Genomic DNA, 25,290 nt, shown 5'->3' on the forward strand with positions numbered 1-25,290 from the left:
CGGAGCGAAGGGGGAGGGTGCCGTGATCCGGGCGCTGGTGTTCGACGTGGGGGAGACCCTGATCGACGAGACGCGGATCTGGTCGCGCTGGGCGGACCGGCTCGGCGTCACCCGGTTCACCATGCTCGGCGTGCTGGGCGGCATGGCCGCGCTCGACCGGTCCTTCGCCGAGGCGTTCCAGATCGTCAGGCCCGGGTTCGACGTCGAGGCCGAGCAGGAGGCGTGGAAGCGCGACGACCCCGAGGGGCTCCGGGTGAACTTCGACGCCGACGACCTCTATCCCGACGTACGGCCCGGCCTGGCCGCGCTCCGCGACCTCGGCTACGAGCTGATCATCGCGGGGAACCAGCCGCCGCAGGCCTACGACGCGCTGACCGCGATGGACCTGCCGGTGGACGCCGTCTACACCTCCGACGGCTGGGGCGTCGCCAAGCCCGACCCCGCGTTCTTCGCCGAGGTCGTCGCGGTCTCCGGCCGTGAGCCGGGGGAGATCCTCTACGTGGGCGACCGTCTCGACAACGACGTGCTCCCCGCCCGGGCAGCGGGCATGCGGACCGCCCTGATCCGCCGCGGGCCCTGGGGGTATCTCCACGCGGCCCGTCCGGAGGCGGCCCAGGCCGACCACGTCGTCTCGGACTTCCCCGGCCTGGTCGCCGCCCTCCGGCGCCGGTAGCCGCCCGCCCCGTCGCGGGCGGGGCGGGCGGATCTACCGGTCGGACTCGATGTGGATGGCGCGCTCCTCGGCGGACAGGTCGCCGCTGTCGCGGCCGACGTCGATGGCGTAGGACTCACGCGCCCAGTCGGGGCCGATGCCCGCGTCGGGCGCGACCAGCCGGTCCTCGGAGCGGTGGGCCCGCTCGCGTTCCGGGGCTTCGCGGCGCAGCCGTTCGTCGAGGGTGTCGCGGTGCTGCGGGTCGTCCTCCACGATCTCATGGTTGAAACCGAGGTCGCTGGTCGCCTGTTCGACCTCGACCGACTGCTCGTCGCTCATCCCGAAACGGTCGGGAGGCATTTGACTCATACCGGATAAATACCCCATATCAACTCGAAAAACCGCAGCTCACACCCCGAGCGCGGCTCCGATGAGGGAGCGGGGGTCGGCCGCCCCGGCCGGCACGCCCGAGGGGAGGACGTCGATGAGGTGGGCGTGGCCGAAGGCGGAGCCGTACGGCAGCGCGCCGACGGGGTGGCCGCGCCGCGCGAGACCCTCGGCCCAGGGGGCGCCCTCCTCCACCTCCACCGCGGCCTCGTCGGGAGCCAGCCAGGCGTCGAAGCCGGTGCCGCCGGAGCCCAGCCGCCAGCGGGCGGCGCCGATCGCCTCCCCGGGCGTCTGGCCGCAGGCGAGCAGACGGGTGACGACCTGGAGCAGGATCTGCGGCTGGGCGTCGCCGCCCATGGTGCCCACGACCGCGCGGAGGGACCCGTCCGGGCGGGTGATCAGGGCCGGGACCAGGGTGTGCGGGGGTCGCCGCCCGGGGCCGTACTCGGCGGGGTGGCCCGGGACCAGGGAGAACCCGATGCCACGGTTGTGGAGGTTGATCCCGGTACGGGGCTCGAAGACCAGGCTGCCGAACCCGGCGGCGTTGGACTGGATCAGCGAGACTCCCATGCCGTCGCCGTCCACCGCGCACAGGTAGGTGGTGTCGCCGGCGGCGGCCAGGTCGCGCACCGCGAGCCGCCGGGACGGATCGACCAGCGCGCGGCGCGCCGCGGCCGAGTCCAGGGCGGCGGCGACGGACGCGCCCTCGTACAGCAGCTCGGGCCGGTCGTGCCCGGCGACCCGGGCCGACTCCACCAGCAGGTGCGCCCAGAGCGGGTCGGACGGGTCCGCGGGCAGGTCGAGGCCCTCCGCGACGGCGAGTGCGAGCAGCAGCAGGTAGCCCTGCGAGTTGGGCGGCATCGTCCACACGTCGTGCCCGAAGACCCGCGTCCGCAGCGGATCCGTCCACTGCGCGCCGTCCCCGGCGAGGTCGTCCTCGGTATACTCGCCGCCGCCGACGGCGAGCAGCCCCTCCCCGAACTCGCCCAGGTAGAACCCGTCCCGCCCGCCGGTCAGCGCCTTCAACGCCCGCGCCACACCCGGCCGCCGGATCAGCTCACCGGCCGACCGCGCGGAGGCGAAGTCCTCGCACAGCGGGCCGACCGTCGGCAGGGCGGGAGCCAGCAGCGGCGAGGCGGGGAAGCCGTCGGTGGCGTAGCCGATCGCCGGGGCCAGCACCTCGGTCAGCGGCAGCCTGCCGTACCGGCCGTGCAGGGCCAGCCACCCGTCCGCGCAGCCGGGCACCGGCACGGAACGGACGTCGTGGTGGAACGGCATGCGCTCGTGCCCCTCGGCCCGCAGCCGCTCCGGGTCGGCGCCCGACCCCGCCCGGCCGGAGGCGTTGAGCGCCGCGGGCGCGCCGGACCCGTCGTGCACCAGGGCGAACAGGTCTCCGCCCAGACCGCACATGTGCGGTGCGGTCACCGCCAGCACGGCGTTGGCCGCGACCGCGGCGTCGGCCGCGGACCCGCCCCGCTCCAGCATCGCGACCCCGGCTCTGGACGCCAGATGATCGACCGTGGACACCATTCCGGAGCGCGCGTAGCGGGTGTTGTGCATGTTCCCGAGCGTACGGCCCCCGTGCCGGGCCGACGGAGCCGGCACCGCCGTCCCCACGGCAGCCCCGCCTCCGCGGTGTCCCGATCTCCGTGGTGCCTCGATCTCCGTGGTGCCTCGATCTCCGCGATGCGCCTCCCCCGCATGCCGTCCCGCCGCAATAAGGTGGCGGGCATCCCGGCGGATCCGCCAGGTCGCGTCGCCCCCCGCCGTCCACCGGTCCCCCCGTCCCTCCCCGACCCGTAGAGGAGGCCCATGTCCGGGCAGCGAATCCTCGTCGTCGACGACGACCCGGCGATTCTGCGGGCCCTGCGGCGAGGTCTGCGGCTGGAGGGCTTCGGCGTGGAGACCGCCGACTCCGGAGAGCGGGCACTGGAGCTGACCGGCGCCTCCCCGGCCTGCGCCTCCCCGCCCGACGCCGTCGTCCTCGACGTCTCGATGCCGGGACTGTCCGGGACGGAGGTGTGCGCCCGGCTGCGCGCCCGCGGGTCGGAGGTGCCGGTGCTCATGCTGTCGGCCATGGACGAGGTGGACGACCGGGTGGCGGGGCTGGCCGCCGGGGCCGACGACTACGTGGTCAAGCCGTTCGACCTGCGGGAGCTGGTGCTGCGGCTGCGCGCCCTGCTGCGGCGGGCCGGCCGTGCCCCCGGCGCGGCGGTCCGGCTCGGCCCGCTGACGATCGACCCGGCCGCCCGCGCGGTCGCCGTGGGCGGCCGGGGGGTCGAGCTGACGCGGCGGGAGTTCGACCTGCTGGAGGTCCTGGCGCGCAACGCGGGGATCGTGCTGTCCCGGCCGGTGCTGCTGGAACGCGTCTGGGGATACGACTTCGAGGTGACGGACAACGCCGTGGACACCTTCGTCGGCTACCTGCGGCGCAAGCTGGAGGCCGGAGGAGAGCCCCGCATGGTGCACACGGTGCGGGGGGTCGGGTTCGTGCTGCGGGAGCCCCGGTCATGAACGCGCGATCCGCCCCGGGACGTCCCGCCGGAGACTCCCGTCCGGCCGGGGATCCGCGTCCCGCCCGGGGACGTCCGGCCGGGGATCCGCGCCCTGCCGGAGATCCACGTCGAGCCCGGGGACGCGCCGCCGGGGATCCGCGCCGCCCACGGCGCCGGGCCATGCGGCTGTCCACCCGGTTCGCGGTCCGCCTCGCCGTACTGGTCCCGCTCCTGGTGCTGCTGGCCGGGGCGCTCGTGCTCGGCCTCGCCGTCCAGGACCTGCGCGCCGAACGGGACCGGCAGCTGGCGGTACGGCTGCGCGCGCTGGCGCCGATGGCCCTGACCTACGCCCGGCGGGTCCACCTGTCGCCCGGGACGGCGCTGCCGGACCTCCTGGGGCAGCGGCTGGCCGTGGCGGCCACCGGCGGCGAGAGCTCGGGCGGTGTGTACCTCGACGTCGCAGGGGCCGAGCCGCTCGTCGTCGGAGCCGTGCCCGCGACGCTGCCCGCCACCGGGGAGACCGGCCCGGCCACCTTCACCGATGGAGCCGATGGAGCCGATGGAGCCGATGGAACCGGCGGCTCGGTCGGCACCGGGAGCACCGTCGGCGGCGACGGCGACGGCGCCGACGGCGGGCGGCGGTGGCGGTTCGCGGCGGTGGACCTCGGCGTGCGGGGGGACCGGGGCCGATTGTGGGTGTTCGATCCGGAGGACCGCCTGGCCGGGCGGATCCGGGCGCTCACCGGCAGAGTGGTGCTGACCACGCTGGTGGCGGCGGGGGCCGGCGCCCTGGCCGGACTCGGGCTCGGCCGCCTGGCCGTCCGGCCGCTGACGGTGCTCCACGGACAGGCGCGCGGGATCGACACGCAGCCCCGGACGGGGGCCCGGCTGGCGACCGGCTCAGGAGTGACCGAGATCGACGAGCTGGCCGGTCTGCTCAACGAGCTGCTGGACCGGCGGGACGCCGCGGTGGCGCGCACCGGCGAGGCGCTGGAGACCGCCCGGGCCTTCGCGGCCACCGCCGCGCACGAGCTGAGGACCCCGCTGACCAGCATGGGCGCCAACCTGGGCCTGCTCGACCATCCCGGCCTGGACCCGGCCGAGCGGGCCGAGACCGTCGCGGACCTGATCGCCGAGCACTCCCGGATGCAACGGCTGATCACGCTGCTGCGCGGACTGGCCCGCGGTGACCTGATCGATCCCGCGACCTTCACCGGGACCGACCTGACCGAGATCGTCGCCGCCGCGGCCGAGGACGCCCGGAGCCGCCACCCGGGCGCCGTGATCACCATCGCCCTCGCGGACGGCCCGCGGGTGCGCGGATGGGAGGAGGGGCTGAGGGTGATCGTGGACAACCTGCTCGACAACGCCGCGATCCACGGCGCGGACCCCCACGGACGCGCCACGATCACCGTCACCCTGTCGTTCTCCGCGACCTCGGCGGTTCCCGTGCCGCCGTCCCCGGCACTCCCGGCAAGCACGGCCACCCCGGCCCCGGATGGCGGCGGCGTCGCCGTCCTCGTCGTCCAGGACGCCGGTCCCGGCATCCCGCCCGCCGACCGGGAGCGGGTGTTCGCCCGCTTCCACCGCCGCACCGGCAGCCCCGGCTCCGGGCTCGGCCTCACCCTGGTCCGCCAGCAGGTGGCGCTGCACGGCGGCGCGGTCACCGTGACCGGCTCGCACGGCGGCGCCGGGACGCGCGTCGAGGTGCGCCTGCCGGCGGCTACTCCCCGGTGAGGCCGTCCGCCTCTTCCCGGAGGAGGTCGGCGTGGCCGTTGTGCCGCGCGTACTCCTCGATCATGTGGACCAGGATCCACCGCAGGCTGGGCGTCTTCCCGTCGGGCCAGGAGCGCCGGGCCGGCTGCTCCAGGCCGCCGCCCGCCAGCGCCTCCGCGACGAGTGAGCGGGAGCGGGCCACGGCGCCCTGCCAGAGCGCATGGAGCTGCTCGGGGGTGTCCCCGGCGGCCGAGTGCCAGTCCCAGTCGGGGTCGGTCTTCCAGTCCACCGCGTCCCACGGGGGCTCCGGGGCCCGCCCGTGCAGCCACCGGGAGAACCACAGGTCCTCGACGTATGACAGGTGCTTGAGCAACCCGCCCAGGGTCATCGACGAGGGGCCGACGGTCGCCCTCAGCCCGGCCGCGTCCAGCCCCGAGCACTTCCACGCCAGGGTCGCGCGCTGGTAGTCCAGGAAGCCCGTGAGGGTGGCGGCCTCGTCGGCCGCGAGGGGAGGTTCCGGCCGCCCCTGATCGTCCAGGGAGATCATGGACGGTGAGCCTATCGACGGAACCGCCACCGGACCAGGGCCGTCCACGGCCTCCGAGCGGTCGAGTCCGGGTTCCCTGAGTGCGGGTTCGTCCTCGCGCCGGAGCAGCGACACTCAGCGCTGGAACTCACGCACCCGTGATCTGCTCTTGAATGCAGGTCGCGGACAGGGGAACGGCGTGCGGTTCTCTCCTGATGATCTGTTGAATCGGGTCAGCCGGCGGCGGCGGTGTCGGCCGGGCCGGGGAGTTCGTACGGGGCCGTACGGTGCCGGGAGGGGCGGCCGGCGGTGAAGGTGGCCAGGCAGCGGCCCGGACCCTCCTGGAGGAGGGCGGTGCAGGCGGTGGCCGGGGTGGCCTCGACCGCGAAGACGGCGAAGTCGGCGCGACCGCCCGGTTCCAGGCATCCCAGGCGGCCGGGGCCCTCGGCCAGGCCGACGGCTCCGGCGCCGCCGAGGGTCAGCGCCTCGACCAGGAGGTGGTCCAGGCCGGGGTCGCGGGGGAGGGCCTGGCGGAGCAGGCGGGCCAGGGCGAGGGGGTCGTCGCCCGTGCGGGTGCCGAGGGCGACCGGGTTCTCGCCGTCGAGCATGCCTTCGGCGGCGAACGGGGAGGTGACGGCGGCGACGGTGCCGCGGATGCGCAGGAGCTTGCGGTCGGCCTCGTCGAGCGGGCCGGAGAGCACGACGTGGACGCCGTCTCCGAGGGCGCCCACCTCGTCCAGGAAACCGGCGGTGCGGCGGCCGAGCTCGACCAGGAGCCGCAGGCCGAAGGTCCGGGACAGGATGGCCAGGTCCTCCATGACCACCGGATCGGGGGAGTGCGCGGCGATGCCGATGATCCCGGGGTGGTTCACCTCGCGGATCGCGGTGATGAGCCGGTCGCGCTCACCGCCCTCCCAGCGCTCCTCGCTCGCGCAGCGCGTCTCCAGGTAGGTCACGCCGTCCAGGCCGGTCTCGCCGACGACGGCCGCGTCCTCCAGGTCGGCGGCCACGCCCGCGACCGCGGTGACGCCGTGGGGGTGGGCGGGGGCGAAGTCGCGGCCGAGCCGGACGTGCGCGTCGACGAACCCCGGCACGATCATGCCCGGCCAGCGCACCGGGTCGGAGCCGGGGTAGGCGGCCTCGATCTCTTCGCGGGGACCGACGGCGATCACCCGGTCCTGCCGTACGGCGATGGCGCCGTACGGGACCGGCGGACCGGAGACGGGCAGGACGATCGGCGCGCTGTGCACCACCGTCGTCGAGGGCGCGCGCGTGCCGAGGAACTGGCCGGCGCGCGTGGGCATAGGCACTCCTGTCCGTCTGTCCTCTCCGGGAGATTAAATGCGGTGACCCGCTCTTCTCAAATACCCCGCGAGGGAAAAATTCCGACTGACGTGCTCCGTGTCCGTTCTGGTCTGCCCGGGGTCATTGATCTCCTTGGGGCAGATATATAGCGTCATTTAACGTGATCAAACCCCCCAGTTTGGTGAAGGCCCTGGTCGCGGCAGCGATCCTGTTCCCCCTCGGCCTCGCCGGAACCCCCGCGTCCGCAGAGCCGTCCCCCGATCCCGAGCATCCCTGGCGTCTGGACCACTGGCCGCAGCAGCAGCCCTGGCAGCAGGACGGGCCCGCGGCCGCCCTGCGGGAGCAGCGCCCGGACGGGCCCGCGCCCATCGACCCGCAGAATTGGAAGAACCCCGACCACATGACGTGGGCCGACTACGTCAAGCCGCCGGGCACGAACTGGGCCGACCCGGCGGTCAAGGGGTCCGAGCGCACCTTCCGCGGCGCGCTGGTCCTGCTCGACTACCCCAACCAGCCGTTCGCGGTCACCCAGCCGAAGGGCTCCACGGTCTTCGGCAACCCCAGCGCCGAGGCCCACGACGTCCCGCGTGAGCAGGTCGCCCAGTTCTACAAGGACTTCCTCAACACCCCGAACCAGCTCAACCGCGGGCACACCATCCACGAGTACTGGATGGAGGACTCCGCCGGGCGCTACGGCGTCGACCTGACCGCCTTCGGGCCGTACCAGATGCCCGGCAAGTCCCACGAGTACGCGATGGAGTTCCAGGCGGGCACCGCCTGCCCGGCCGGGGACGCCTGCAACAAGAACATCAGGACCGACGGGCGCGCCGCCTGGATCGCGGACGTGGGATCGGAGGTCCCCGCCGGGTTCGACTTCGTCTTCTACCTCAGCGCCGGTCAGGACGAGTCGGCCACCTGGCAGGAGTTCGGGCCGATGAAGTTCCCGACGAAGGAGGCGGTGACCGACGAGTTCGGCCCGCCGGACCCGGCCCTGCCCAACTGGGCCAGGACCCGCTACGTCGAGTGGACCTCCTGGGCCTCGGCCGCCTCCATCTGGCCCAACGCCGGGGGCGGCTCCTCCGTCCAGGCCGAGAGCTCGGGCCAGAGCGTCTACGCCCATGAGCTCAGCCACATCCTCGGCATCGGCGACAACTACAACAACCCGTACGGGGTCCCGCCGCGGCGGGCCTACTCCGGCATCTGGGAGATGCTCAGCCGGGGCACCTTCAACGGGCCCGGCGGCCCGCACAGCCGCTGGCTGATCCCGCCCACGGCGGGCGCCTCGATGGGCGCCCAGCACATGCTCCGCAACAAGATCAAACTGAAGATGGTGGACGAGGAGAACGTCCTGCGCCTGTCGCGTGAGGCGCTCGACGAGTCCGGCCTGGTGGTCGCCCGGGTGACCGCCCGCGTCGTGCAACCGGCCGGGAACGGCCTGTCGGGCGTCAACATCGCCTTCGACACCGGGGACAAGAGCCCGGCCTGCGACGTCGCCACCGACCCGTTCTGCGACGGCGGCGGCTACGAGAACTACACCGTCGAGGTCGTCGACCGGATGGGCTCCGACTCCTTCACCCCGGACTCCGGCGTGCTGCTGGCCAAGACCAAGAACGAGGACCGGGCGCCGTTCGAGTGGGTGATCGACGCCAACCCGCAGGACATCGGGATGACCGACTACGTCCTGCCGGACGGCACCGCCGTGCCGATCACGATCGGCGACTACCGCCAGCTCTCCGACGCGCTGTTCCACGCGGGAACCGGCTCGGGCAGCGAGTTCGAGTACGTCGACGAGGCCAACCGCCTGCACTTCTACGTGCTCGACGTGCACCGGGACCGCCAGGGCCTGCTCTCCTACACGGTCGCGCTCCGCTCCCTGGACGGCGCCGGACCGGCCAGGCGCGGCGTGCGGCTGCTCCCGGCGGCCGGGATCCCCACCGGCAAGGGGTACTCGACTTGCCGCTTCCCGCTGTTCAACACCGGCGGGAAGGCTCCCGCCCAGGGACAGCACCCCGAGGACGTGAGCGCCTACCTGGACAGTGACGTCTACCGGCTGTCGGCCACCGTCGAGGGCCGCGGCTGGACGGTCTCGCTGCCGAACGCGCTGGCGTCGGCGGAGGCCGGCCGGCGCACGGCGGCGGACGTCCACGCCGTGCGGGCGCCGGGCGGCAGCCGCCTGGCCAAGGTCACGCTGACCGCCGTCTCCGAGAGCGACCCGTCGAAGACGGCCAGGGCGACCTGCCGGGTGATCGGCCTGTAGCGGGACCGGATCCGGCGGGAGAACCGCGACGGGGCACGGCCGTCCGCGCCGTGCCCCGTCACCCGCCGGCCGCGTCCCGTCACCGGGCCGGATCGGCCGTTCCCGTCACCGGGCCGGTCGCATCCCGTCACCCGCCGGCCGCGTCCCGTCAGCGGGCCGGCCGCCGGATCACAGGCCGAGGTCGCGGCCGATGATCTCACGCATGATCTCGTTGGACCCGGCCCAGATGCGGGTCACGCGGGCGTCCATCCAGGCGCGGGCCACGCGGTACTCCTTCATGTAGCCGTACCCGCCGTACAGCTGCACGCAGGCGTCCAGCACCTCGCCCTGCACCTCGGAGGTCCACATCTTGGCCTTGGCCGCGTTCACCGCGCTCAGCTCGCCCTCGGTGTGGGCCAGGATGCACTGGTCCAGGAAGGCCTGAGAGACCTCGATCTTGGTGACCAGATCGGCCAGGACGAACTTGTTGTGCTGGAAGGAGCCGACGGCCTGGCCGAAGGCCTTGCGCTCGCGGACGTAGACCAGGGTCTCGGCGAGCACGGCCGCCGCGTGCGCCAGGTTCGCCACGGCCGAGCCGAGCCGCTCCTGCGGGAGGCGCTCCATCATCGCGATGAAGCCCCGGTCGATCTCGCCGATCACGTTCTCCTCGGGGACGCGCACGTTCTCGAAGAACAGCTCGGCCGTGTCGGCCTCCGGCTGGCCCACCTTGTCCAGCTTGCGGCCCCGGGTGAAGCCCTCCATCCCGGTCTCGACCGCGAACAGCGTGATGCCCTTGGCCTTCTTCTCGGGGCTGGTCCGGGCGGCGACCACCACCAGGTCGGCGCAGTAGCCGTTGGTGATGAACGTCTTGGACCCGTTGACGATCCAGTCGGAGCCGTCGCGGACCGCGGTGGTGCGCAGCGCGGCCAGGTCGGAGCCGCCGCTCGGCTCGGTCATGCCGATGGCCGTGATCATCTCACCGGAGCAGAAGCGGGGCAGCCAGCGCTTCTTCTGCTCCTCGGTGGTCAGCTCCACCAGGTACGGCGCCACCACGTCGTAGTGGATGCCGAGGCTGGAGGAGAGCGCCGCGCTCTGCCCGGACAGCTCCTCGCCCAGCACCGCGTTGAAGCGGTAGTCGCCGGCCGCGCTCCCGCCGTACTCCTCCGGCACCTCCAGGCCGAGGAAACCCTGCCGTCCGGCCTCCAGCCAGACCTCGCGGTCGATCATCCGGTTCTCGATGAACTCCTCGGCGCGGGGAGTGATCGAGCGGGCGACGAACTCCCTCACCGACTCGCGGAAGGCGTCGTGGTCGGGACCGTAGATGGTTCGCTTCATGGCACCGCAGCATACCGTCCGGTCGGTATCGACCGCGGCCGCCCCATTCCGCTTTGCGTCTGGTTGAATGAATCTTGAAACGACGCACCGGTCGCGCCGGGGGCCGCGACCCTCCTCGGGGGTGTGAATGCCCAGGTCACACGTGCCTAACCACCCTGATGACACGCCAGACGCGCCGCGACCCCGCCGACGTCCGCTCTCGCTGGCGGCGCCCGCCGTCGCCGGCGTCGCCGCCGCCGTGGCGAGCATCCTGGCCACCTCCCTCGACGTCGTGGAGGACCTGCCCACCTCGGCCAAGGTCGCCATCACTGTGTTCGCCGCCCTCCTGGTCGGCGTCCTCACCTGGGCCACGGCCGACCGGCGGCACGCGTCGCACCAGCTGCCGCCCGGCCTCACCTGGCGGCCGCCCGACCAGTGGCCGCCCGTCGTCGAGCACTTCACCGGCCGCGGCGAGGCGCTGGCCGAGCTGCGCGAGGTCTTCCGCGAGCGCTACCGGCCCCGCGCCCAGGCCGGCGACGCCCCGCCGCTGGTCGTCTCGGTGTACGGCAGGGGCGGGGTCGGCAAGTCCGCGCTGATGACCAGGTTCGGCGAGGAGATCGCCGCCCGGTTCCCGGACGGGCGTCTCTACGCCGACCTGCGCGGCACGGTGGACGCCCCGGTCCGGCCCGAGGAGGTGCTGATCGGCTTCCTGCGGGCCCTGGGAGTGCCGCTCACGACCGACCCCGGAGGCCCGAGCGAGCTGCGCAAGCTCTGGCTGACCTGGACCAAGGGCAGGCGCATCCTGATCGGCCTGGACAACGCGCACGACGGCGACCAGGTCAAGGACCTGATCCCGGCCGAGGCGGGATGCGTGGTGATGGTCACCTCGCGGCATCCGCTGTACCTGCTCAACGCCTACGACACGCAGCTGCCGGTCTTCGACGAGGAGCAGGGCACGAACCTGCTGTCCCGGCTGGCCCGGGACGACCGGGTCGAGGCGGACCCGCGGTCCGCGAGGGAGATCGTGCGCATGTGCGACCACCTGCCGCTGGCCATCAGCATCTGCGGGGGCCGCCTGGCCACCCGGCGCAACTGGTCGCTGCGCGAGCTGGCCGATCGGCTCAGGGACGAGCGCCACCGGCTGGACCAGCTCGAAGTGGCCCGCAGGCTCGACCTGAGCGTGCGGGCCTCCCTCCAGCTCAGCTACGACGACTGCACCGGCATCCAGCGCCGCCTGCTGCGCACGCTCAGCCTGCTCACCGCCCCGGACGTGCCGGGCTGGGTGGCGGGCGAGCTGCTGGGCACCTCCGAGCTGGACGGCGTCGACCAGCTGGAGTCGCTCATCGACGCCCAGCTCGCCGAGTCCTCCGGCGTCGACTTCTCCGGCGCCCGGCGCTACCGCCTGCACGACCTGGTCCGGATCTTCGCCCGCGAGCCGGCGGACGGGGAGGACGCCGACGGCCGCGGCCGGGCCGCCGTGGAACGGGCGCTGTCCGGCTACCGCCGCCGCGCCGAGGAGAAGGCCGTGGCCCGCTGGCCCCAGGACTGGGGGCGCAGCGGGCGCAGGGCCGGAGACGAGGCCGGGGAGGAGGCCGGCCGCGACGTCCTGGAGGAGATCGGCGAGGACGACGACCTCGGCGTGGAGGGCGGCGCCGGCGGCATCCCGGTGGCGCGGGCGCAGACGGCGGCGGCCGACTGGCTCAACGCCGAGCGGCTGACCCTGATCGCGATGATCGACCAGGCGCGGGACCTGGAGCTGTGGGAGCTGGCGTGGGGCCTGGGCCGGGCCTTCTGCTCGCTGTGCCACTCGATGCGCGCCTACTGGTCCGACTGGCGGGCGGTCGCCGAGATCGTGTGCGAGGCCGCCGAACGGATGGGAGACCCGCGGGCGCTGGGCATCGCGCTGCTGGACCGGGCCGCCGTGACCGGCGGGCAGGGCGGCCGCAGGACCGCCGGGGAGGACGTCGAGCGGGCGCTGGTCGCCTTCACGGAGCTGGACGAGTCCTGGTGGGCCGCGCGGGCCATGCGGTCGGTCGGCATGACGCTGTTCAACGACGGGAACATCGACCGGGCGCAGGGCTACCTCATCGGGGCGATCAACGCCTTCAAGCAGGAGAAGGACCCCTGGTGGGCGGCGAGGACCCAGCGCAACCTGGCCGAGCTCAGGCTCGCCCAGCGCAGGCCGGAGGAGGCCCGCGAGCTGCTGGAGGACGCCCTCCTGGTGTTCAAACGCGACCGCAACCGCTACTCCGAGGCGCAGACCCTGCGCGTCTACGGCGAAGTCCTCGGCGCCATCGCGAGGGAGCTGCTCGCCCGCGGGGAGACCCGGGCCGCCCGGGAGCACTTCGCCAAGGCCGAGTTCATCCTGAACCGCGCCGCCGACCGGTTCCGGCTCCGCGGCGAGCTCTGGGAGCAGGCCAGGTGCCTGCGGGCCGCCGGAGGGGTCGGCAACCCGGCCAACGGCCTGGCCGAGCTGGAGCACGTCCGTCGGGCAGGGGAGATCCTGACCGCGCTCGGCGACTCGTGGGGGGTGGCCAGGGTGGAGCTCGCCGAGGGGCGCGCCCACGCCAGGCTGGGCCGGATCACCGAGGCGGAGGAGACGCTCCGGCGGGCGGTGCGCGCCTTCGAGGAGCTGGGCGACCAGTGGTGGACGGCCCGGAGCCTGCGCTACCTCGGCGAGGCGCACCTGGAGGCGGGCGACAAGGGCAAGGCGATCGATCCGCTCGTCCAGGCCCAGGACATCTACCGCACCCTGGGCAACCTCTCGGGAATGAGCCGCACCCTGGATCTGCTGGGCCGGGCCCGGGAGTGAGTCGCACCCCGGACCTTCCGGGTCTGGAAGCGAGCCGCGCCCCGGACCCGCCGGACCGGATCGGGATCGAGCCGCGCCGTCGCCGGGCCCGGCGACGCCCTCAGCGTCCGGGCCCCTCGGCGCGCAGCAGATGCCCGGCGGCCCGTCGGGCCCCCTCCATGCTCTCCGCGAAGAGGTCGCGGATCCGCTGCGCCTGGGCGGTCAGCTCCCGCAGGTGCGGTACGGCCAGCTCGTCGCCCACCGTGTCGGCGATCAGCTCCTCGTACTGCGGGGCCCGCTCGCTGAGCTGCTCCAGCTGCCGGTAGGAGTGGTAGACCTCGTCGGCCCTGCGGACCTGGGCGGCGTACTCCTCCAGCGCCTGGACCCGCCGGGTCAGGGACCGCGCGGCGGCCTCCAGCGCCTTGGAGTAGGGAGAGAACGCCTCGGCGACCTCGGGCGGGGGCGTGCCCGGGACGATCCTGCGGTGCTCGGCCCGCATGGACGAGAGCCGGACCAGTCTGGTCGCGATCTGCCAGATCTGGTCGGGCAGCGTCACCGCGTTGTCGATGGTGTCGAGCAGACCGGCGCGGTTGACGCGGGAGTCCAGGACGGTCTCGGTGGCGTCCTGCGCGCGGCGGAGCAGCGTGCCGCAGTCGGCGTCGAGGTCCTCGGGCAGGACGAACCGGCTGGCGTGATCGACGGCCGTCCGCAGCCGGCGTCGCTCCCGCCGGGCCGTGGGGTCGGCGGTCAGCCGGCGCAGGCCGGTGAGGACGAGGATGAGAACCAGGGTCATGAGCATGCCGCTGAGGCTGGTCAGCGCCCAGATCAGGATCAGGAACGCCGCGGTCGGGAACAGCTTGGCCGGGTCCGGTCCCCGGGCGGAGGGGATGTCGCCCATCCGGACCGCCCGGAGCGTCTCGGGGGCGGAGCGCAGAACGGAAGAGATCGACTCGGGCAGCGCCGGATCGACGACCAGGCGAGGGGAGCGGCTCTGCGGGCTCACGCGACCTCCTCACGGTATGGCATGGGCGACTTCGCCGACTGCTTCCCACTTTTCATCACTCTGAGCGTTATCGAGGGGTTTAGGTCACAAGACGATGAAATCGTCATTTGCGGTAATGCGCGCCCGCTGTTAACTGTGCGGCCATATATCGATGTATAGACTCAATCGTGATGAACGACTTCACGCGATGGATTGATCTTGAAGGCGCCGTCAACGTGCGCGATCTCGGAGGGCTCGCCACCGTGGACGGCGGGACCACGCGTTTCGGCCGGGTGTACCGGTCGGACAACCTGCAGGGCCTGACCGGGCGGGACGTCGAACGGCTCGTGGACGAGCTCAAGCTCCGGCACGTCGTCGACCTGCGCTCCGGCCCCGAGGTGTCCCTGGAGGGCCCCGGCCCGCTCACCCGCGTCCCCGAGGTGACCATCCACCACCACACCTTCTTCGCCGAGGGCGGCCGGTACACCGACGTCGACGCCGACACCGGCGGTGCGGACGGCACGATCGGCGGGATCGACGCCGACAAGGTGCTGCCCTGGCAGCGGCGGGCCGAGGCGGACGCGGCCGAACTGCGGGTCACCGGCTTCTACTACGGCTACCTGCGCGACCGCCCCGACTCGGTGGTGGCCGCCCTGCGCGCGATGTCCGCCGACGACGGCGCGGCCGTCGTGCACTGCGCGGCGGGCAAGGATCGCACCGGCGTCGTCTGCGCCCTCGCCCTGGAGATCGCCGGGGCCACCCGGGAGGCCATCGTCGACGACTACGTCGCCACCGGCGAGCGCATCGAGGGCATCCTGGCCCGGCTGCGCGCCAGCTCCACCTACCGCGAGGATCTCGACACCCGCACCGCCGACGAGCACCGCCCGCGGCGCGAGTACATCGAGCAGTTCCTGCGGGTGCTGGACGAGCGCTTCGGCGGCCCCCTGGAGTGGCTCGCGGCCCAGGGCTGGACCGCCGCCGACTCCCGGGCGCTGAAGTCCCGCCTGCGGGACTGACGTCTGCGGGACTGACGTCTGCGGGACTGACGCCTGCGGGCCTCGTGTCTGCGGGACGGCCGGCGCGGCGGGACTCCGGCGTGAGCCGGGAACCCGCCCGCAAGGACTGCAGCGAGCCCCGAAGGACTACAGCGAGACGGTCGCGCCCTCGGCGGCGGAGCGGCGGGCGGCCTCCAGGACGGTGAGAGCCTCGACGACCTCCTCGGGGGTGACCGGAGGCGCCCCGCCCTCGCGGAGGGCGGCGACCACGGCCCGGTAGAACTCCAGGTAGGCGCCCGGCTCGGTGCGGACGCGGCGGCCGTCCTCGTCGGAGCCCAGCACGCCCCAGCGATCCTGCGGGTCGTCGCCGAAACCGGGGGAGTCGGGGGTGAGGCCGGCGCGCAGGCGGTCTTCCTGGACGTCCAGACCGTACTTCACGTAGGCGGCACGCGAGCCCAGGACCCGGAAGCGCGGCCCGAGCCGGGGGGCTACCGCGCTCATCCACAGGTGGGAGCGGGCGCCGCCCGCGTGGGTGAGGGCGATGAAGGTGTCGTCGTCGGAGACGACCCCGGCCCGGCGGACGTCCGACTCGGCGTAGACCGAGGTGACGGGGCCCAGCAGGCGCAGCGCCTGGTCGACCAGGTGGCTGCCGAGGTCGTACAGCAGGCCGCCGACCTCGGCCGCGCCGCCCGTCTCGCGCCAGCCGCCCTTGGGGACGGGCCGCCACCGCTCGAACCGGGACTCCAGCCGGTTCACGGAGCCGAGCTCGCCGGAGGCGACCAGCCGTTCGATCGTCAGGAAGTCGCCGTCCCAGCGGCGGTTCTGGAACACGGTCAGCATCAGGCCGCGATCCCGCGCCAGCTTGGCCAGGCCGCGGGCCTCCTGCGCGGTCGCCGCCAGCGGCTTGTCCACCACCACCGGCAGGCCCGCCTCCAGGGCGGCCTCGGCCAGCGGGACGTGAGTGCGGTTGGGAGAGGCGATCACGACCAGGTCGACGGCGTCTCCGGCGTCCCCGGCGTTCCACAGCCCGGCGGCGTCGGCGACCGGCCGCGCGCCGTACCGGGACGACACCTCGGCGGCGCGCCCGGGATCGCCGGTCACCACGGCGGACAGCTTCAGGCCGGGCGTGGCGGCGATCAGCGGGGCGTGGAAGAACGCCCCGGCCACGCCGTACCCGATCAGGCCGACGCGGAGCTCGGGACGGTCGTTCAAATCAGTCATTTCGGTCATTTTACTCGTTGCTTCGTTCGTCCCGTTCGGCCAGGAATGCCTCGAACTGGGCGGCGAGCTCGTCGCCGGTGGGCATCTCGGCGGCCTCGGCGATCAGGTTCTCCCGCTCGGTGCCGCCGGCGAAGGCGTCGTACTGCTGCTCCAGGCCGTGGATCGCGGTCGACAGCTCCTCCGACGCCTCGATCTGCGAGGCGATCTCGGCGGTGGTGCGTCCGGCGGCCTCGTGCAGGCTCTCCAGCGGGAACACCAGGCCGGTGCCACCGGTGATCGACTCCAGGGCGGTCAGCGCCGCCGTCGGGTATTCGGCCTGGGCGAGGTAGTGCGGGACGTGCACGGCGTAGCCGAGGACGTCGTGGCCCCTGGCACCGAGCCGGAACTCGATCAGGGCGGCCGCGCTGCCGGGGACCTGGACCCTGCCGAAGGCGCTGGTCTTCCCGGCGATCAGCTCGGGGCGGTTGGCGTGCGCGGTGACGCCCAGCGGGCGGGTGTGGGGGACGGCCATCGGGATGCCGTGGGCGGTCACCAGCTTGGCGACGCCCAGCCGGGTGACGAGCGTCTCGACGGCGGCGGCGAACAGCTCCCACTCGCGGTCCGGCTCGGGGCCGGTGAGCAGGAGGAAGGGCGTGCCCGTCGCGTCATGGGCCAGGTGCAGGGCGAGCTCGGGGGTCTCGACGTCCACCCACCGGTCGGTGTCGAACGTCATGATCGGACGCCGGGACCGGTAGTCGAGCAGGCGGTCCACATCGAAGGTCGCGATGACCCGGTGATCCAGCTCGGCGAGGAGGTGCCCCATGGCGAGCCGGCCGGCTCCGCCCGCGTCCACGAACCCGTCGAAGTGGTAGAGCAGCACCGGATCGGTCAGCTCGGGAACGTCCTCACCGAGCCGGTAGAGATCCGTCGGGTCGAACACGGTGTTCCAGCCTTTCGTCGATCGTCTCTTCAGATGAACCCGCGGGATGCCGGGGGAATTCCGCCCGCCCGGCGACCTGGAGGGCACCCTATCGGGACAGAACGGGCGTCATGCAGCCAGACCCGGAGCCGGCGGACCCGTGCCGGGACGTCACCGGCATGACCACCGCGGATCTCCGACCAGGAGGAACGCCGGAGCGGCCCGGCGGCTGACAGGGCGGGCGGATGTAACCGAAGGGTGCGAAGGGCTGTCCTGAGCCACAGCCGTTCGTGTATTGAACACGTATAGGAAATTCTGCGCCGTTCAGTCATTCTGGAGTGCGTGGCAGTCAGCAATGCGCACCCGCCCGGCGCACCCCTCCGGCTTCCTGCCCTGTCCTGTCCGTTCCCCAGCGAGGTCAATCCCCATGTGGAGCTGGTGGATCGGGAGACCGTCGAGTGGGCCGTCGCCTCGGAACTGCTGGACGGTCCCGAGACGGTGGAACGCTACAGGAACGCGCGGTACGGCTGGCTGGGGGCCCGGACCTATCCCTACGCCGCCTATCACCGGTTGAGGCTCGTGACCGACTGGTGTGTGTGGCTGTTCGCCTTCGACGACGTCTTCTGCGAGACCGACCGGCATGCCGCGGAGATCGCCCGGGCGATGCCCCGGTTCGTCACCGTCCTGGACGACATCCAGCCCGGCCGGAGCAGCCTGCACGTGGACGACGTGTTCGCCCGGGCCCTGCTGGACATCAAGAGCCGGATCATCCGGTACGGCGACGCCGACCAGCTCGACCGGTGGTGCGTCGTCACCAAGGACTACCTGGCGGCCCAGGTGTGGGAGGCGGCCAACCGCCAGGACGGGGTGGTGCCGACCCTCGGCGACTACATCCTCATGAGGCGGCGGACCGGCGCCATGCTGACCGTCTTCACGCTGATCGACGTGGCCAGCGGGCTGCGGCTCACCCCGGACGAATGGCGCCACCCGGATCTGCGGGCGATCACCCAGAGCGCCAACGACGTCGTCGTCTGGGACAACGACCTCATCTCCTACGCCAAGGAGAGGGGCGCGGGCAACTCCGTCAACAACCTGGTGACCGTGCTGGCCCGGCACCGGGGCTACTCCTGCCAGCGGGCCATGGACGAGATCGGCGGGATGCGGGACCAGGCCGTCGCCGAGATGGTCGAGCTGGGGGCCTCGCTGGCGCGGCTGCGCTCGAAGGCGGTGGACGCCTACGTGCGGGGACTGGAGTACTGGATCAGCGGGAGCGTGGACTACTCGCTGACGAGCTCCCGCTACACCGTCGCCTGGCAGCGGGAGGGCCTGCTCGCCGGGTGAACGCCCGGGACGGACCGCGCGACCGGCCGGGATCGGCCTCGCCCCGGGATCGATTCCACGCCGGGACGGACCCGCATCGGGCTCAGAGCTGCAGGAGCGGGTCGTCCGGCTCCTGGTCGCCGAGGGCGAGCTCGATCAGCTCCTCCAGGCTGAGCCTCTTGCCCTGCGAGAACGCCTCCTCGTGGACCTGCTCGCCGAGAAGCCGCTTGCACTCCTTGATGCACCGGTCGTGCTCGCTGTTGAAGAAGGGCGAGCCCAGCTGGGGCAGCCCGTAGGTCCGCCAGTTCTGCTGACCGCCGCCCATCAGCTGCGAGGCGAGCAGGGCCTGGCCGTCCTCCAGCGCCAGTTTGGCGATCAGCTCGACCGTCAGGCCGATGCCGAGCACGTCGTGGAAGTAGCGCTTGAGCCGGAGCGCCTCGCGGGCGTGGACCATCGACTCGGCCGGCCGGCCCATCCCGTGGAAGGCGTTGGCCAGGGCGTAGATGGCGTAGGAGCGCAGCCACACCTCGCCGCGCTGGGTGCACACCGCGATGCAGTCGCGCAGCAGGACCTCGGCCTCGACCGGCTCGTTCTGCATGAGCAGCACCATCGACAGCTCGACGATCGAGGGGAGCAGACCCGGGTTCAGCTCCCGGCCGCTGCGGTGGAACTCGATCGCGACGCCGAGCAGGGCGCTGGCCTTCTGCAGGTCGCCCTGGAGCCACGCCGCGGTGCCGAGCATCTTGGTGGCCAGGATGACCGCGGCCGAGTCGCCCACCCGGACGGCGTCCGAGCTGCACTGCTCGGCGGCCTCGATGGCCCCGGGGATGTTGCCCTGGCTGCTGTGGATGTAGGAGAGCACCCACAGCGCCTTGCACCGCTCGGAACTCGGCTGGGGAGTCAGCTCCAGCGTCTTCTCCAGGTAGAGACGGCCCTCGCGGGCCAGTCCGCAGGCCACCCACATGAACCACAGCGCGGACAGCAGCTCCAGGCCGTACCGCACCTGGCCGGGGACGTTCAGGCAGTATTCGAGCGCGACGCGGATGTTGTCGTGCTCGTGGCGCATCCGGACGTACCAGTAGACCTGTCGGGGGCCGGACCAGGCCTCCTCGCCCCGCTTGGCCAGCTGCAGGTAGTAGTCGCGGTGCCGCTCCCGCACCTGCGGGGTCTCGCCGAGCTTGTCCAGCCACTCCTCGCCGTAGGTGCGCAGGGTGTCGATCAGCCGGTAGCGGTGTCCCGAGGGAGTGCCGACGCTCAGCAGGATGGACTTCTCCACGAGGCTGGAGACGAGCTCCATGATGCTCTCGCCGGGCAGGTTGTCCCCGGCGCACACGTAGCGGGCGGCGTCCATCTCGAAGTCGCCGGCGAAGACCGACAACCGGGCCCAGAGCAGCCGCTCGGCGGGCTCGCACAGCTCGTGGCTCCACCCGATCGCGGCGCGCAGCGTCTGGTGCCGGGGCAGCGCCGTACGGCTGGCGCCCGCCAGCAGGCTGAAGCGGTCGGCCAGCAGCGCGAGGATCTGCTCGACCGAGAGCGCCCGCATGCGGACCGCGGCCAGCTCGATGGCCAGCGGGATGCCGTCCAGGCGGCGGCAGAGCTCGGAGACCGGGCCGATGTTGTTCTCGTCGAGCACGAAGCTGGGCAGGACCGCGCCGGCCCGGGCGGCGAAGAGCTGCACCGACTCGTTGGTGAAGGGGTTCTCCCCGGGGGCGTCGCCGGGGACGGTCAGCGGCGGGATGGCGACGGTGTACTCGCCCCGGGCGTTCAGCGACTGGCGGCTGGTGGCCAGGATGGTCAGCCCCGGCGCGTGGGTCAGCAGGTCCTCGAAGAGCGCGGCGCAGGCGTCCACGAGGTGCTCGCAGGTGTCGATGATCAGCAGGATCTCGCGGTCCCCGAGCCACTCGACCAGCGTCTCGTCGGTCGCCCGCGCGGACTGGTCGGCGATCCCGAGGGCCGAGGTGATCGTGTGCCGGACCATCCCCTGATCCTGCAGGCGGGCCAGATCGGCGAACCACACGCCGTCGCCGAACTCGTCTCGTATCATGTGCGCGATGCGCAGGGCGGTGCGGGACTTCCCGACGCCGCCGATGCCGGTCACGGTGACGAGGCGGTGCTCGCGCAGCTTCTGGCGAAGTGTCGTCAGCAACCGGGTGCGTCCCACGAAGCTGGTGAGCTCGTTGGGGAGATTGCCCTCTCGCCGCCATCCTGATGGCGCTGCCATGGCCGCCTCACGGGGGTAGCTGACACCTGCCATCGCATCGTACAGCGTGGGTCGTTGACTGTCCTTCGGGCATCGGATACGCGGCGCCCGGCTTTACCGGCGGGCGGTCACTCACCGTGAGGGTCGCTACGATGGGACGCGTGACAGAGCGCGAACCAGACGACCTGCGGCCGGTCGACCTCTTCGACGACGGCCCGGAGATCCTGCCCGACCAGACCAGCGACGACACCGACGTCGGCTGGGGTGAGTGGCGCGGGTCCGGCGGCGACGACGCCAGGCTGCTGGAGGAGCGCCCGCCCCACTGGGGCTGAGACCGCCGGGCCGGAGCGCGCTCCCCGGCCCCCGGGCCCGGCAACCGCGCGCCCCCGGCGCCGCCCGCGATCCGCGGCGTCACGATCTACGACACGACGTCCTTGGTCCGGAACCGGCGGAAGGCGAAGGCGAACAGGATCGCCGCGTAGGCGACCGCCACGGCCACCCCCTTGATCATGCCGCTGAAGTCCGGCTGCGGGGCGAGCGCGTCCAGCCAGGCCGTGTTCCAGAAGGTGGGCAGGAACTCCCGCAGCGAGCCCAGCGCCTCCACCGCCTGCAGGATGGTGCTCACGATCACCAGGCCGACCGCGCCGCCGACCGCGCCGAGCGGGGAGTCGGTGCTGACCGAGAGCAGGAAGGCCGTCGCGGCGACCACGAGCTGGCTGACCAGGGCGTAGCCGATCACGACCCCGAAGCGGGGCAGCACGTCCAGCGCCGGGATGACCTCGCCCGTCCCGGGGACGCGCACGTCGTTCCAGCCGAAGGCCAGGGTCCCGGCGAGCAGCGCCATCAGCGGCAGGCAGATCACCGCCGCCGCCGAGTAGCCCAGCGCGACGACCAGCTTCTGGCGGAGCAGCCGGTCGCGGGGGATCGGCGCGGCCAGCAGATAGCGCAGCGACGACCAGTCGGCCTCGCTGGCCACCGTGTCGCCGCAGAAGAGGGCGACCGCCACGACCAGCAGGAAGCTCGCCGAGACCGAGAGCGCGAACGCGGCGAAGTTCAGCCCGCCGTCGGCGGCCAGGTCGGAGATGCGCAGCGAGTTGCCGCCGGGCCGCCCCCACCCGCCGCCGACCTTGAACGCGATCACCAGCACCCACGGCAGCGCCAGCAGCAGGCCGAACATCACCATGGTCCGGCGCCGCCGGAACTGACGGACGATCTCCACCGAGAGCGGCAGCGTGTGCCTCGGGGAGTATCCCCGCGCCGCCCCGTGCTCCCGGTCCCGAGCGGCGAGAGCCGTCCCGCCGCCGGTCCCGGACGCGTCCGGACCCGCGGCCGCGCCGTTGGCGTCGTTCATGCCTTCTCTCCGATCAGGTCCAGGAACACGTCCTCCAGGCGCGTGCTCATCCCGTTGCCGGTCGTACGGCTGCGCAGCAGCTCGCCCACCGGCCCGGCCGTGACGAGACGGCCGCGGTGCATGACCACCACGTGGCTGCACGTCTGCTCCACCTCGGCGAGCAGGTGGCTGGAGACGATGACGGTACGGCCCCGCGCCGCGTAGCGGATCAGGACCTCGCGCATCTCGCGGATCTGGGGCGGGTCGAGCCCGTTGGTGGGCTCGTCGAGGACCAGCAGGTCGGGCAGGCCGAGCATGGCCTGGGCGATGGCCAGGCGCTGGCGCATGCCCTGGGAGTAGGTGCGCACGGCGCGCTCCAGGGCGGCGCCGAGCCCGGCGATCTCCAGGGCCTCGTCGAGGTGGGCGTCCCCGGCGGGGCGGCCCGTGGCCTTCCAGTAGAGCTCCAGGTTGGCCCGGCCCGACAGGTGCGGCAGGAACCCGGCGCCCTCGACGAAGGAGCCCAGCCGGGACAGGACCGGCGCGCCGGGGACGACCCGGTGGCCGAAGATCCTGATCTCGCCCCGGTCGGGGTGGATCAGACCCAGCATCATCCGCATCGTGGTGGTCTTGCCCGCGCCGTTGGGGCCGAGCAGGCCGAGCACCTGGCCGGGCTCGACGGTGAAGGACAGGTCGTCCACCGCGAGCTCGCCGTTGCGGTAGGCCTTGGTCAGTCCCTCGATGCGCAGGGGGACGGCGTCCAGGCCCGGGGTGTGGTCGTCGCGGAGCTTGCGCCGCCCGGCGAGGACCAGGACCGTCGCGACGAGCACGGAGGCCAGCGGCAGGGCCCAGGTCCACCAGGCGGGGCCGGTGGAGGGGGCGGTCAACGAGGTGACGGTGGGCGCCGCAAGGGCCGGGGAGGCCAGGCTGACCTGGTAGACGGCCGGGGAGGCCGGGGTGTCGTAGCCGAGGTCGGTCGTGGTGAAGGCGACGCGGAGCCGGTGCCCCACCTCGAAACGGTGGTCGACGGCGGGCAGGGTGACGGTGGCCTCCCCGGCGCCGCCCTCGGGGACGGTGATCCTGACCGGTGCGACGAGCCCCTCGGGCAGGACCGGCGCCTGCGTCCCCCCGGCCGCGTCGTACAGCTTGGCGAACAGCGTCACGTCCTGGGGACCCCCGGCGGTCTCCCCGGCCTCTCCTCCGGCTTTCTCCTCTCCGGCGCCGGCGCCCGTGCCGGTGGAGGCGACGCGGACGCGGACCTTGACGGTGGAGCTGCCGGTGATCTGGAGGGGAGCGGACAGGGGCGCGGACTCGAAGCTCGCGCTCTGGCCCGCCATGTCCACCGAGAGGCTCAGGTTGGCCGAGCCGGTGCTCAGGCCGCCGAAACCGGGGATCGCCGAGATGGAGGCGGGGGAGCCGCCGGGCGGGTTGGCCACCGGCTGCTCGGGCCCGGACAGGGGGACGGAGACCTGTCGGCTGCCCGACAGGCCGGGGTAGACGCCGGTGACGGCGTGCAGCTGGACCGGGCGGCGGGTGCCGGGGTCACGGCCGCCGTCACGGGTGACGGTGAACACGCTCACGCCCTCGGGACCCTCGGCCGGGGAGCCGGAGGCGGGCTGCGGGGCCCCGGCCACCACCGGGGGAGCGTTGCCCGTGGTGTCACCGACGGGAGCCTTCTTCAGGTAGTGGTCGAACCAGGAGAGGGTCTGCTCGTGGAGCCAGTCGACCTCGCCGTTGCCGCCGTCGTGGCCGCCGTCGAACCAGGCGACGCGGACCGGGGCGCCGGTCGCGGCGACGGCCCTGGCGTTGGCGTCCGCGTGGCCCAGCGGGAACAACGAGTCGCGCTGGCCCTGCAGCAGCAGGGTCGGAATCCTGATCTTGCCTTGTACGGAGACGGGGCTGGAGCGGCGCAGGGTCTCCACCGCCGCGGCGGTGGCCCGCCCGGTCTCGGCCACCTGCTGGTACATGTCACAGATCTCCGGGAGGAACCGGCCGCACCGGACCTCCTCGACGGTCGGCGGCCGGACCGTCCCGGGGCTGCGGCCGTCCTGCCCGCCGGGTACGGCCTGCGGGTCCCCGCCGTCCTGACCTGCCTGGCCGTCCTGGCCGCCGATCCCGCCCTGGCCGGTCAGCGCGGCCAGGCCGCCCGCGGCCTGCGGGCCGCCGCGGCTGAAGAACAGCCCGGCCCACATGCGCTTGAACACCCCGCTCTCCGGGCCCTGCCCGGTGGCGTTGGGGAACAGCACGTCGGCGAGGTCGTACCAGGTGATCTGGGGGGCGATCGCGTCGATCCGGTCGTCGTAGGCGGCGGTCATCAGCGCGATCGCGCCGCCGTACGACCCGCCGGCGATGCCCACGCGCGGGTCGCCGCTCGCGTCGAGCCGGACCTCCGGACGCCTGGCCAGCCAGTCCACCAGCTGGCGCACGTCCTTGACCTCGTAGTCGGGGGAGTTGAGCGCGATCTGCCCGCTCGAGCGGCCGAAGCCCCGGGCCGACCAGGTCAGCACGGCGTAGCCTTCCTGCGCCAGCCGCACCGCGGAGTCCCGGACGCTCTGCTTGCTGCCGCCGAAGCCGTGGGCGAGCAGCACCGCGGGAGCCTTCCCGCCTCCGGCCGGCGGGAAGAAGGTCGCGTCGAGCGTGACCCGCTGGTCGTCGGCGGGCCCGTCGACCACCGCGATGGTCTGCTCCTGCCCGCGCACCGGCGGGTCCGACGGCCACACCAACCAGGCCGCCACACCGACGACCAGCACGGCGACCACCGCGACCCAGACGGCGCGCCTCCCCGAAAGCCTCATACGAGGAGGTTATTAGGCGTAGCTGAGAGATACCTGAGACCACCCCCTGTGAACGGCCGGACCGGCGCGCGGGCCGGGGATCCCGCGAGGAGGCCCGCGGACTGTTGGCGGGAGCCGCCCGGCGGCTCAT

General features: G+C 73.2%; 19 protein-coding genes. 8 read left to right on the forward strand and 11 right to left on the reverse strand.

Annotated elements, in window-relative coordinates:
• The first annotated feature begins 22 nt into the window (after positions 1 to 22).
• On the forward strand, positions 23 to 673 hold the full coding sequence (locus Plo01_RS14600) for an HAD family hydrolase (RefSeq protein WP_239316321.1): 651 nt from the start codon (positions 23 to 25) through the stop codon (positions 671 to 673).
• A gap of 33 nt (positions 674 to 706) precedes the next feature.
• Here Plo01_RS14600 and Plo01_RS14605 read toward each other — a convergent pair whose 3' ends face one another.
• Positions 707 to 991, reverse strand: a complete 285-nt coding sequence (locus Plo01_RS14605; protein WP_239316323.1) for a DUF5709 domain-containing protein — start codon at positions 989 to 991, stop codon at positions 707 to 709.
• 69 nt (positions 992 to 1,060) lie between these two features.
• The gene (locus Plo01_RS14610) at positions 1,061 to 2,599 is read right to left on the reverse strand and encodes a gamma-glutamyltransferase family protein (protein ID WP_203891113.1); all 1,539 of its coding nucleotides are present in this window, start codon (positions 2,597 to 2,599) and stop codon (positions 1,061 to 1,063) included.
• A gap of 252 nt (positions 2,600 to 2,851) precedes the next feature.
• On the opposite strand from Plo01_RS14610, the gene Plo01_RS14615 reads away from it, so the two are divergent.
• Together Plo01_RS14615 and Plo01_RS14620 are read left to right on the forward strand one after the other, a co-directional pair.
• Positions 2,852 to 3,553, forward strand: a complete 702-nt coding sequence (locus Plo01_RS14615; protein ID WP_203891114.1) for a response regulator transcription factor — start codon at positions 2,852 to 2,854, stop codon at positions 3,551 to 3,553.
• Positions 3,554 to 3,714: 161 nt separating this feature from the next.
• Positions 3,715 to 5,271, forward strand: a complete 1,557-nt coding sequence (locus Plo01_RS14620) for a sensor histidine kinase (RefSeq protein ID WP_203891115.1) — start codon at positions 3,715 to 3,717, stop codon at positions 5,269 to 5,271.
• Here the strand turns inward: Plo01_RS14620 and Plo01_RS14625 are convergent.
• Positions 5,258 to 5,797 carry a DinB family protein gene (locus tag Plo01_RS14625; RefSeq protein WP_203891116.1) on the reverse strand — a complete coding sequence of 180 codons (540 nt, stop codon included), beginning with the start codon at positions 5,795 to 5,797 and terminating at the stop codon, positions 5,258 to 5,260. The genes Plo01_RS14620 and Plo01_RS14625 overlap by 14 nt on opposite strands.
• A 212-nt stretch (positions 5,798 to 6,009) precedes the next feature.
• The gene (locus tag Plo01_RS14630; RefSeq protein WP_203891117.1) at positions 6,010 to 7,080 is read right to left on the reverse strand and encodes an amidohydrolase family protein; all 1,071 of its coding nucleotides are present in this window, start codon (positions 7,078 to 7,080) and stop codon (positions 6,010 to 6,012) included.
• A 161-nt stretch (positions 7,081 to 7,241) separates the two neighbouring features.
• On the opposite strand from Plo01_RS14630, the gene Plo01_RS14635 reads away from it, so the two are divergent.
• Positions 7,242 to 9,338, forward strand: a complete 2,097-nt coding sequence (locus Plo01_RS14635; RefSeq protein WP_239316325.1) for a M6 family metalloprotease domain-containing protein — start codon at positions 7,242 to 7,244, stop codon at positions 9,336 to 9,338.
• 168 nt (positions 9,339 to 9,506) lie between these two features.
• Here the strand turns inward: Plo01_RS14635 and Plo01_RS14640 are convergent, their stop codons facing one another.
• Positions 9,507 to 10,652 (reverse strand): acyl-CoA dehydrogenase family protein, encoded by a 1,146-nt coding sequence (locus tag Plo01_RS14640; protein ID WP_203891118.1) that lies wholly within the window; start codon positions 10,650 to 10,652, stop codon positions 9,507 to 9,509.
• 238 nt (positions 10,653 to 10,890) lie between these two features.
• Here Plo01_RS14640 and Plo01_RS14645 point away from each other — a divergent pair, with 238 nt between their 5' ends.
• On the forward strand, positions 10,891 to 13,443 hold the full coding sequence (locus Plo01_RS14645; RefSeq protein ID WP_203891119.1) for a tetratricopeptide repeat protein: 2,553 nt from the start codon (positions 10,891 to 10,893) through the stop codon (positions 13,441 to 13,443).
• A gap of 100 nt (positions 13,444 to 13,543) precedes the next feature.
• Here Plo01_RS14645 and Plo01_RS14650 read toward each other — a convergent pair whose 3' ends face one another.
• Positions 13,544 to 14,425, reverse strand: a complete 882-nt coding sequence (locus Plo01_RS14650) for a hypothetical protein (protein WP_203891120.1) — start codon at positions 14,423 to 14,425, stop codon at positions 13,544 to 13,546.
• Between the two features lie 170 nt (positions 14,426 to 14,595).
• On the opposite strand from Plo01_RS14650, the gene Plo01_RS14655 reads away from it, so the two are divergent.
• A complete protein-coding gene (locus Plo01_RS14655; RefSeq protein WP_203891121.1) occupies positions 14,596 to 15,420 on the forward strand; it encodes a tyrosine-protein phosphatase in 825 nt (274 codons plus the stop codon).
• A gap of 126 nt (positions 15,421 to 15,546) precedes the next feature.
• Here the strand turns inward: Plo01_RS14655 and Plo01_RS14660 are convergent, their stop codons facing one another.
• Both Plo01_RS14660 and Plo01_RS14665 read right to left on the reverse strand, forming a co-directional pair.
• On the reverse strand, positions 15,547 to 16,620 hold the full coding sequence (locus Plo01_RS14660) for a Gfo/Idh/MocA family oxidoreductase (RefSeq protein WP_203891122.1): 1,074 nt from the start codon (positions 16,618 to 16,620) through the stop codon (positions 15,547 to 15,549).
• Positions 16,621 to 16,630: 10 nt separating this feature from the next.
• Positions 16,631 to 17,539, reverse strand: a complete 909-nt coding sequence (locus Plo01_RS14665) for a proteasome assembly chaperone family protein (RefSeq protein ID WP_203891123.1) — start codon at positions 17,537 to 17,539, stop codon at positions 16,631 to 16,633.
• A gap of 321 nt (positions 17,540 to 17,860) precedes the next feature.
• Here Plo01_RS14665 and Plo01_RS14670 point away from each other — a divergent pair, with 321 nt between their 5' ends.
• The gene (locus Plo01_RS14670) at positions 17,861 to 18,859 is read left to right on the forward strand and encodes a 4-epi-cubebol synthase (protein ID WP_203891124.1); all 999 of its coding nucleotides are present in this window, start codon (positions 17,861 to 17,863) and stop codon (positions 18,857 to 18,859) included.
• 82 nt (positions 18,860 to 18,941) lie between these two features.
• On the opposite strand, the gene Plo01_RS14675 is transcribed toward Plo01_RS14670, so the two are convergent.
• Positions 18,942 to 21,059: an ATP-binding protein gene (locus Plo01_RS14675; RefSeq protein WP_203891125.1), complete on the reverse strand. Its 2,118-nt coding sequence runs from the start codon at positions 21,057 to 21,059 to the stop codon at positions 18,942 to 18,944.
• A gap of 131 nt (positions 21,060 to 21,190) precedes the next feature.
• On the opposite strand from Plo01_RS14675, the gene Plo01_RS14680 reads away from it, so the two are divergent.
• On the forward strand, positions 21,191 to 21,370 hold the full coding sequence (locus tag Plo01_RS14680; RefSeq protein WP_203891126.1) for a hypothetical protein: 180 nt from the start codon (positions 21,191 to 21,193) through the stop codon (positions 21,368 to 21,370).
• 86 nt (positions 21,371 to 21,456) lie between these two features.
• Here the strand turns inward: Plo01_RS14680 and Plo01_RS14685 are convergent, their stop codons facing one another.
• Together Plo01_RS14685 and Plo01_RS14690 are read right to left on the reverse strand one after the other, a co-directional pair.
• Positions 21,457 to 22,389 (reverse strand): ABC transporter permease, encoded by a 933-nt coding sequence (locus tag Plo01_RS14685; RefSeq protein WP_203891127.1) that lies wholly within the window; start codon positions 22,387 to 22,389, stop codon positions 21,457 to 21,459.
• Positions 22,386 to 25,160, reverse strand: coding sequence for an alpha/beta fold hydrolase (locus Plo01_RS14690; protein ID WP_203891128.1), 2,775 nt, complete (start codon positions 25,158 to 25,160; stop codon positions 22,386 to 22,388). The genes Plo01_RS14685 and Plo01_RS14690 overlap by 4 nt, the downstream gene beginning before the upstream one ends.
• Positions 25,161 to 25,290 lie beyond the last annotated feature (130 nt).

It is taken from the genome of Planobispora longispora (genome assembly GCF_016863135.1).
In the GTDB taxonomy this organism is placed as follows: Bacteria; Actinomycetota; Actinomycetes; order Streptosporangiales; family Streptosporangiaceae; genus Planobispora; species Planobispora longispora.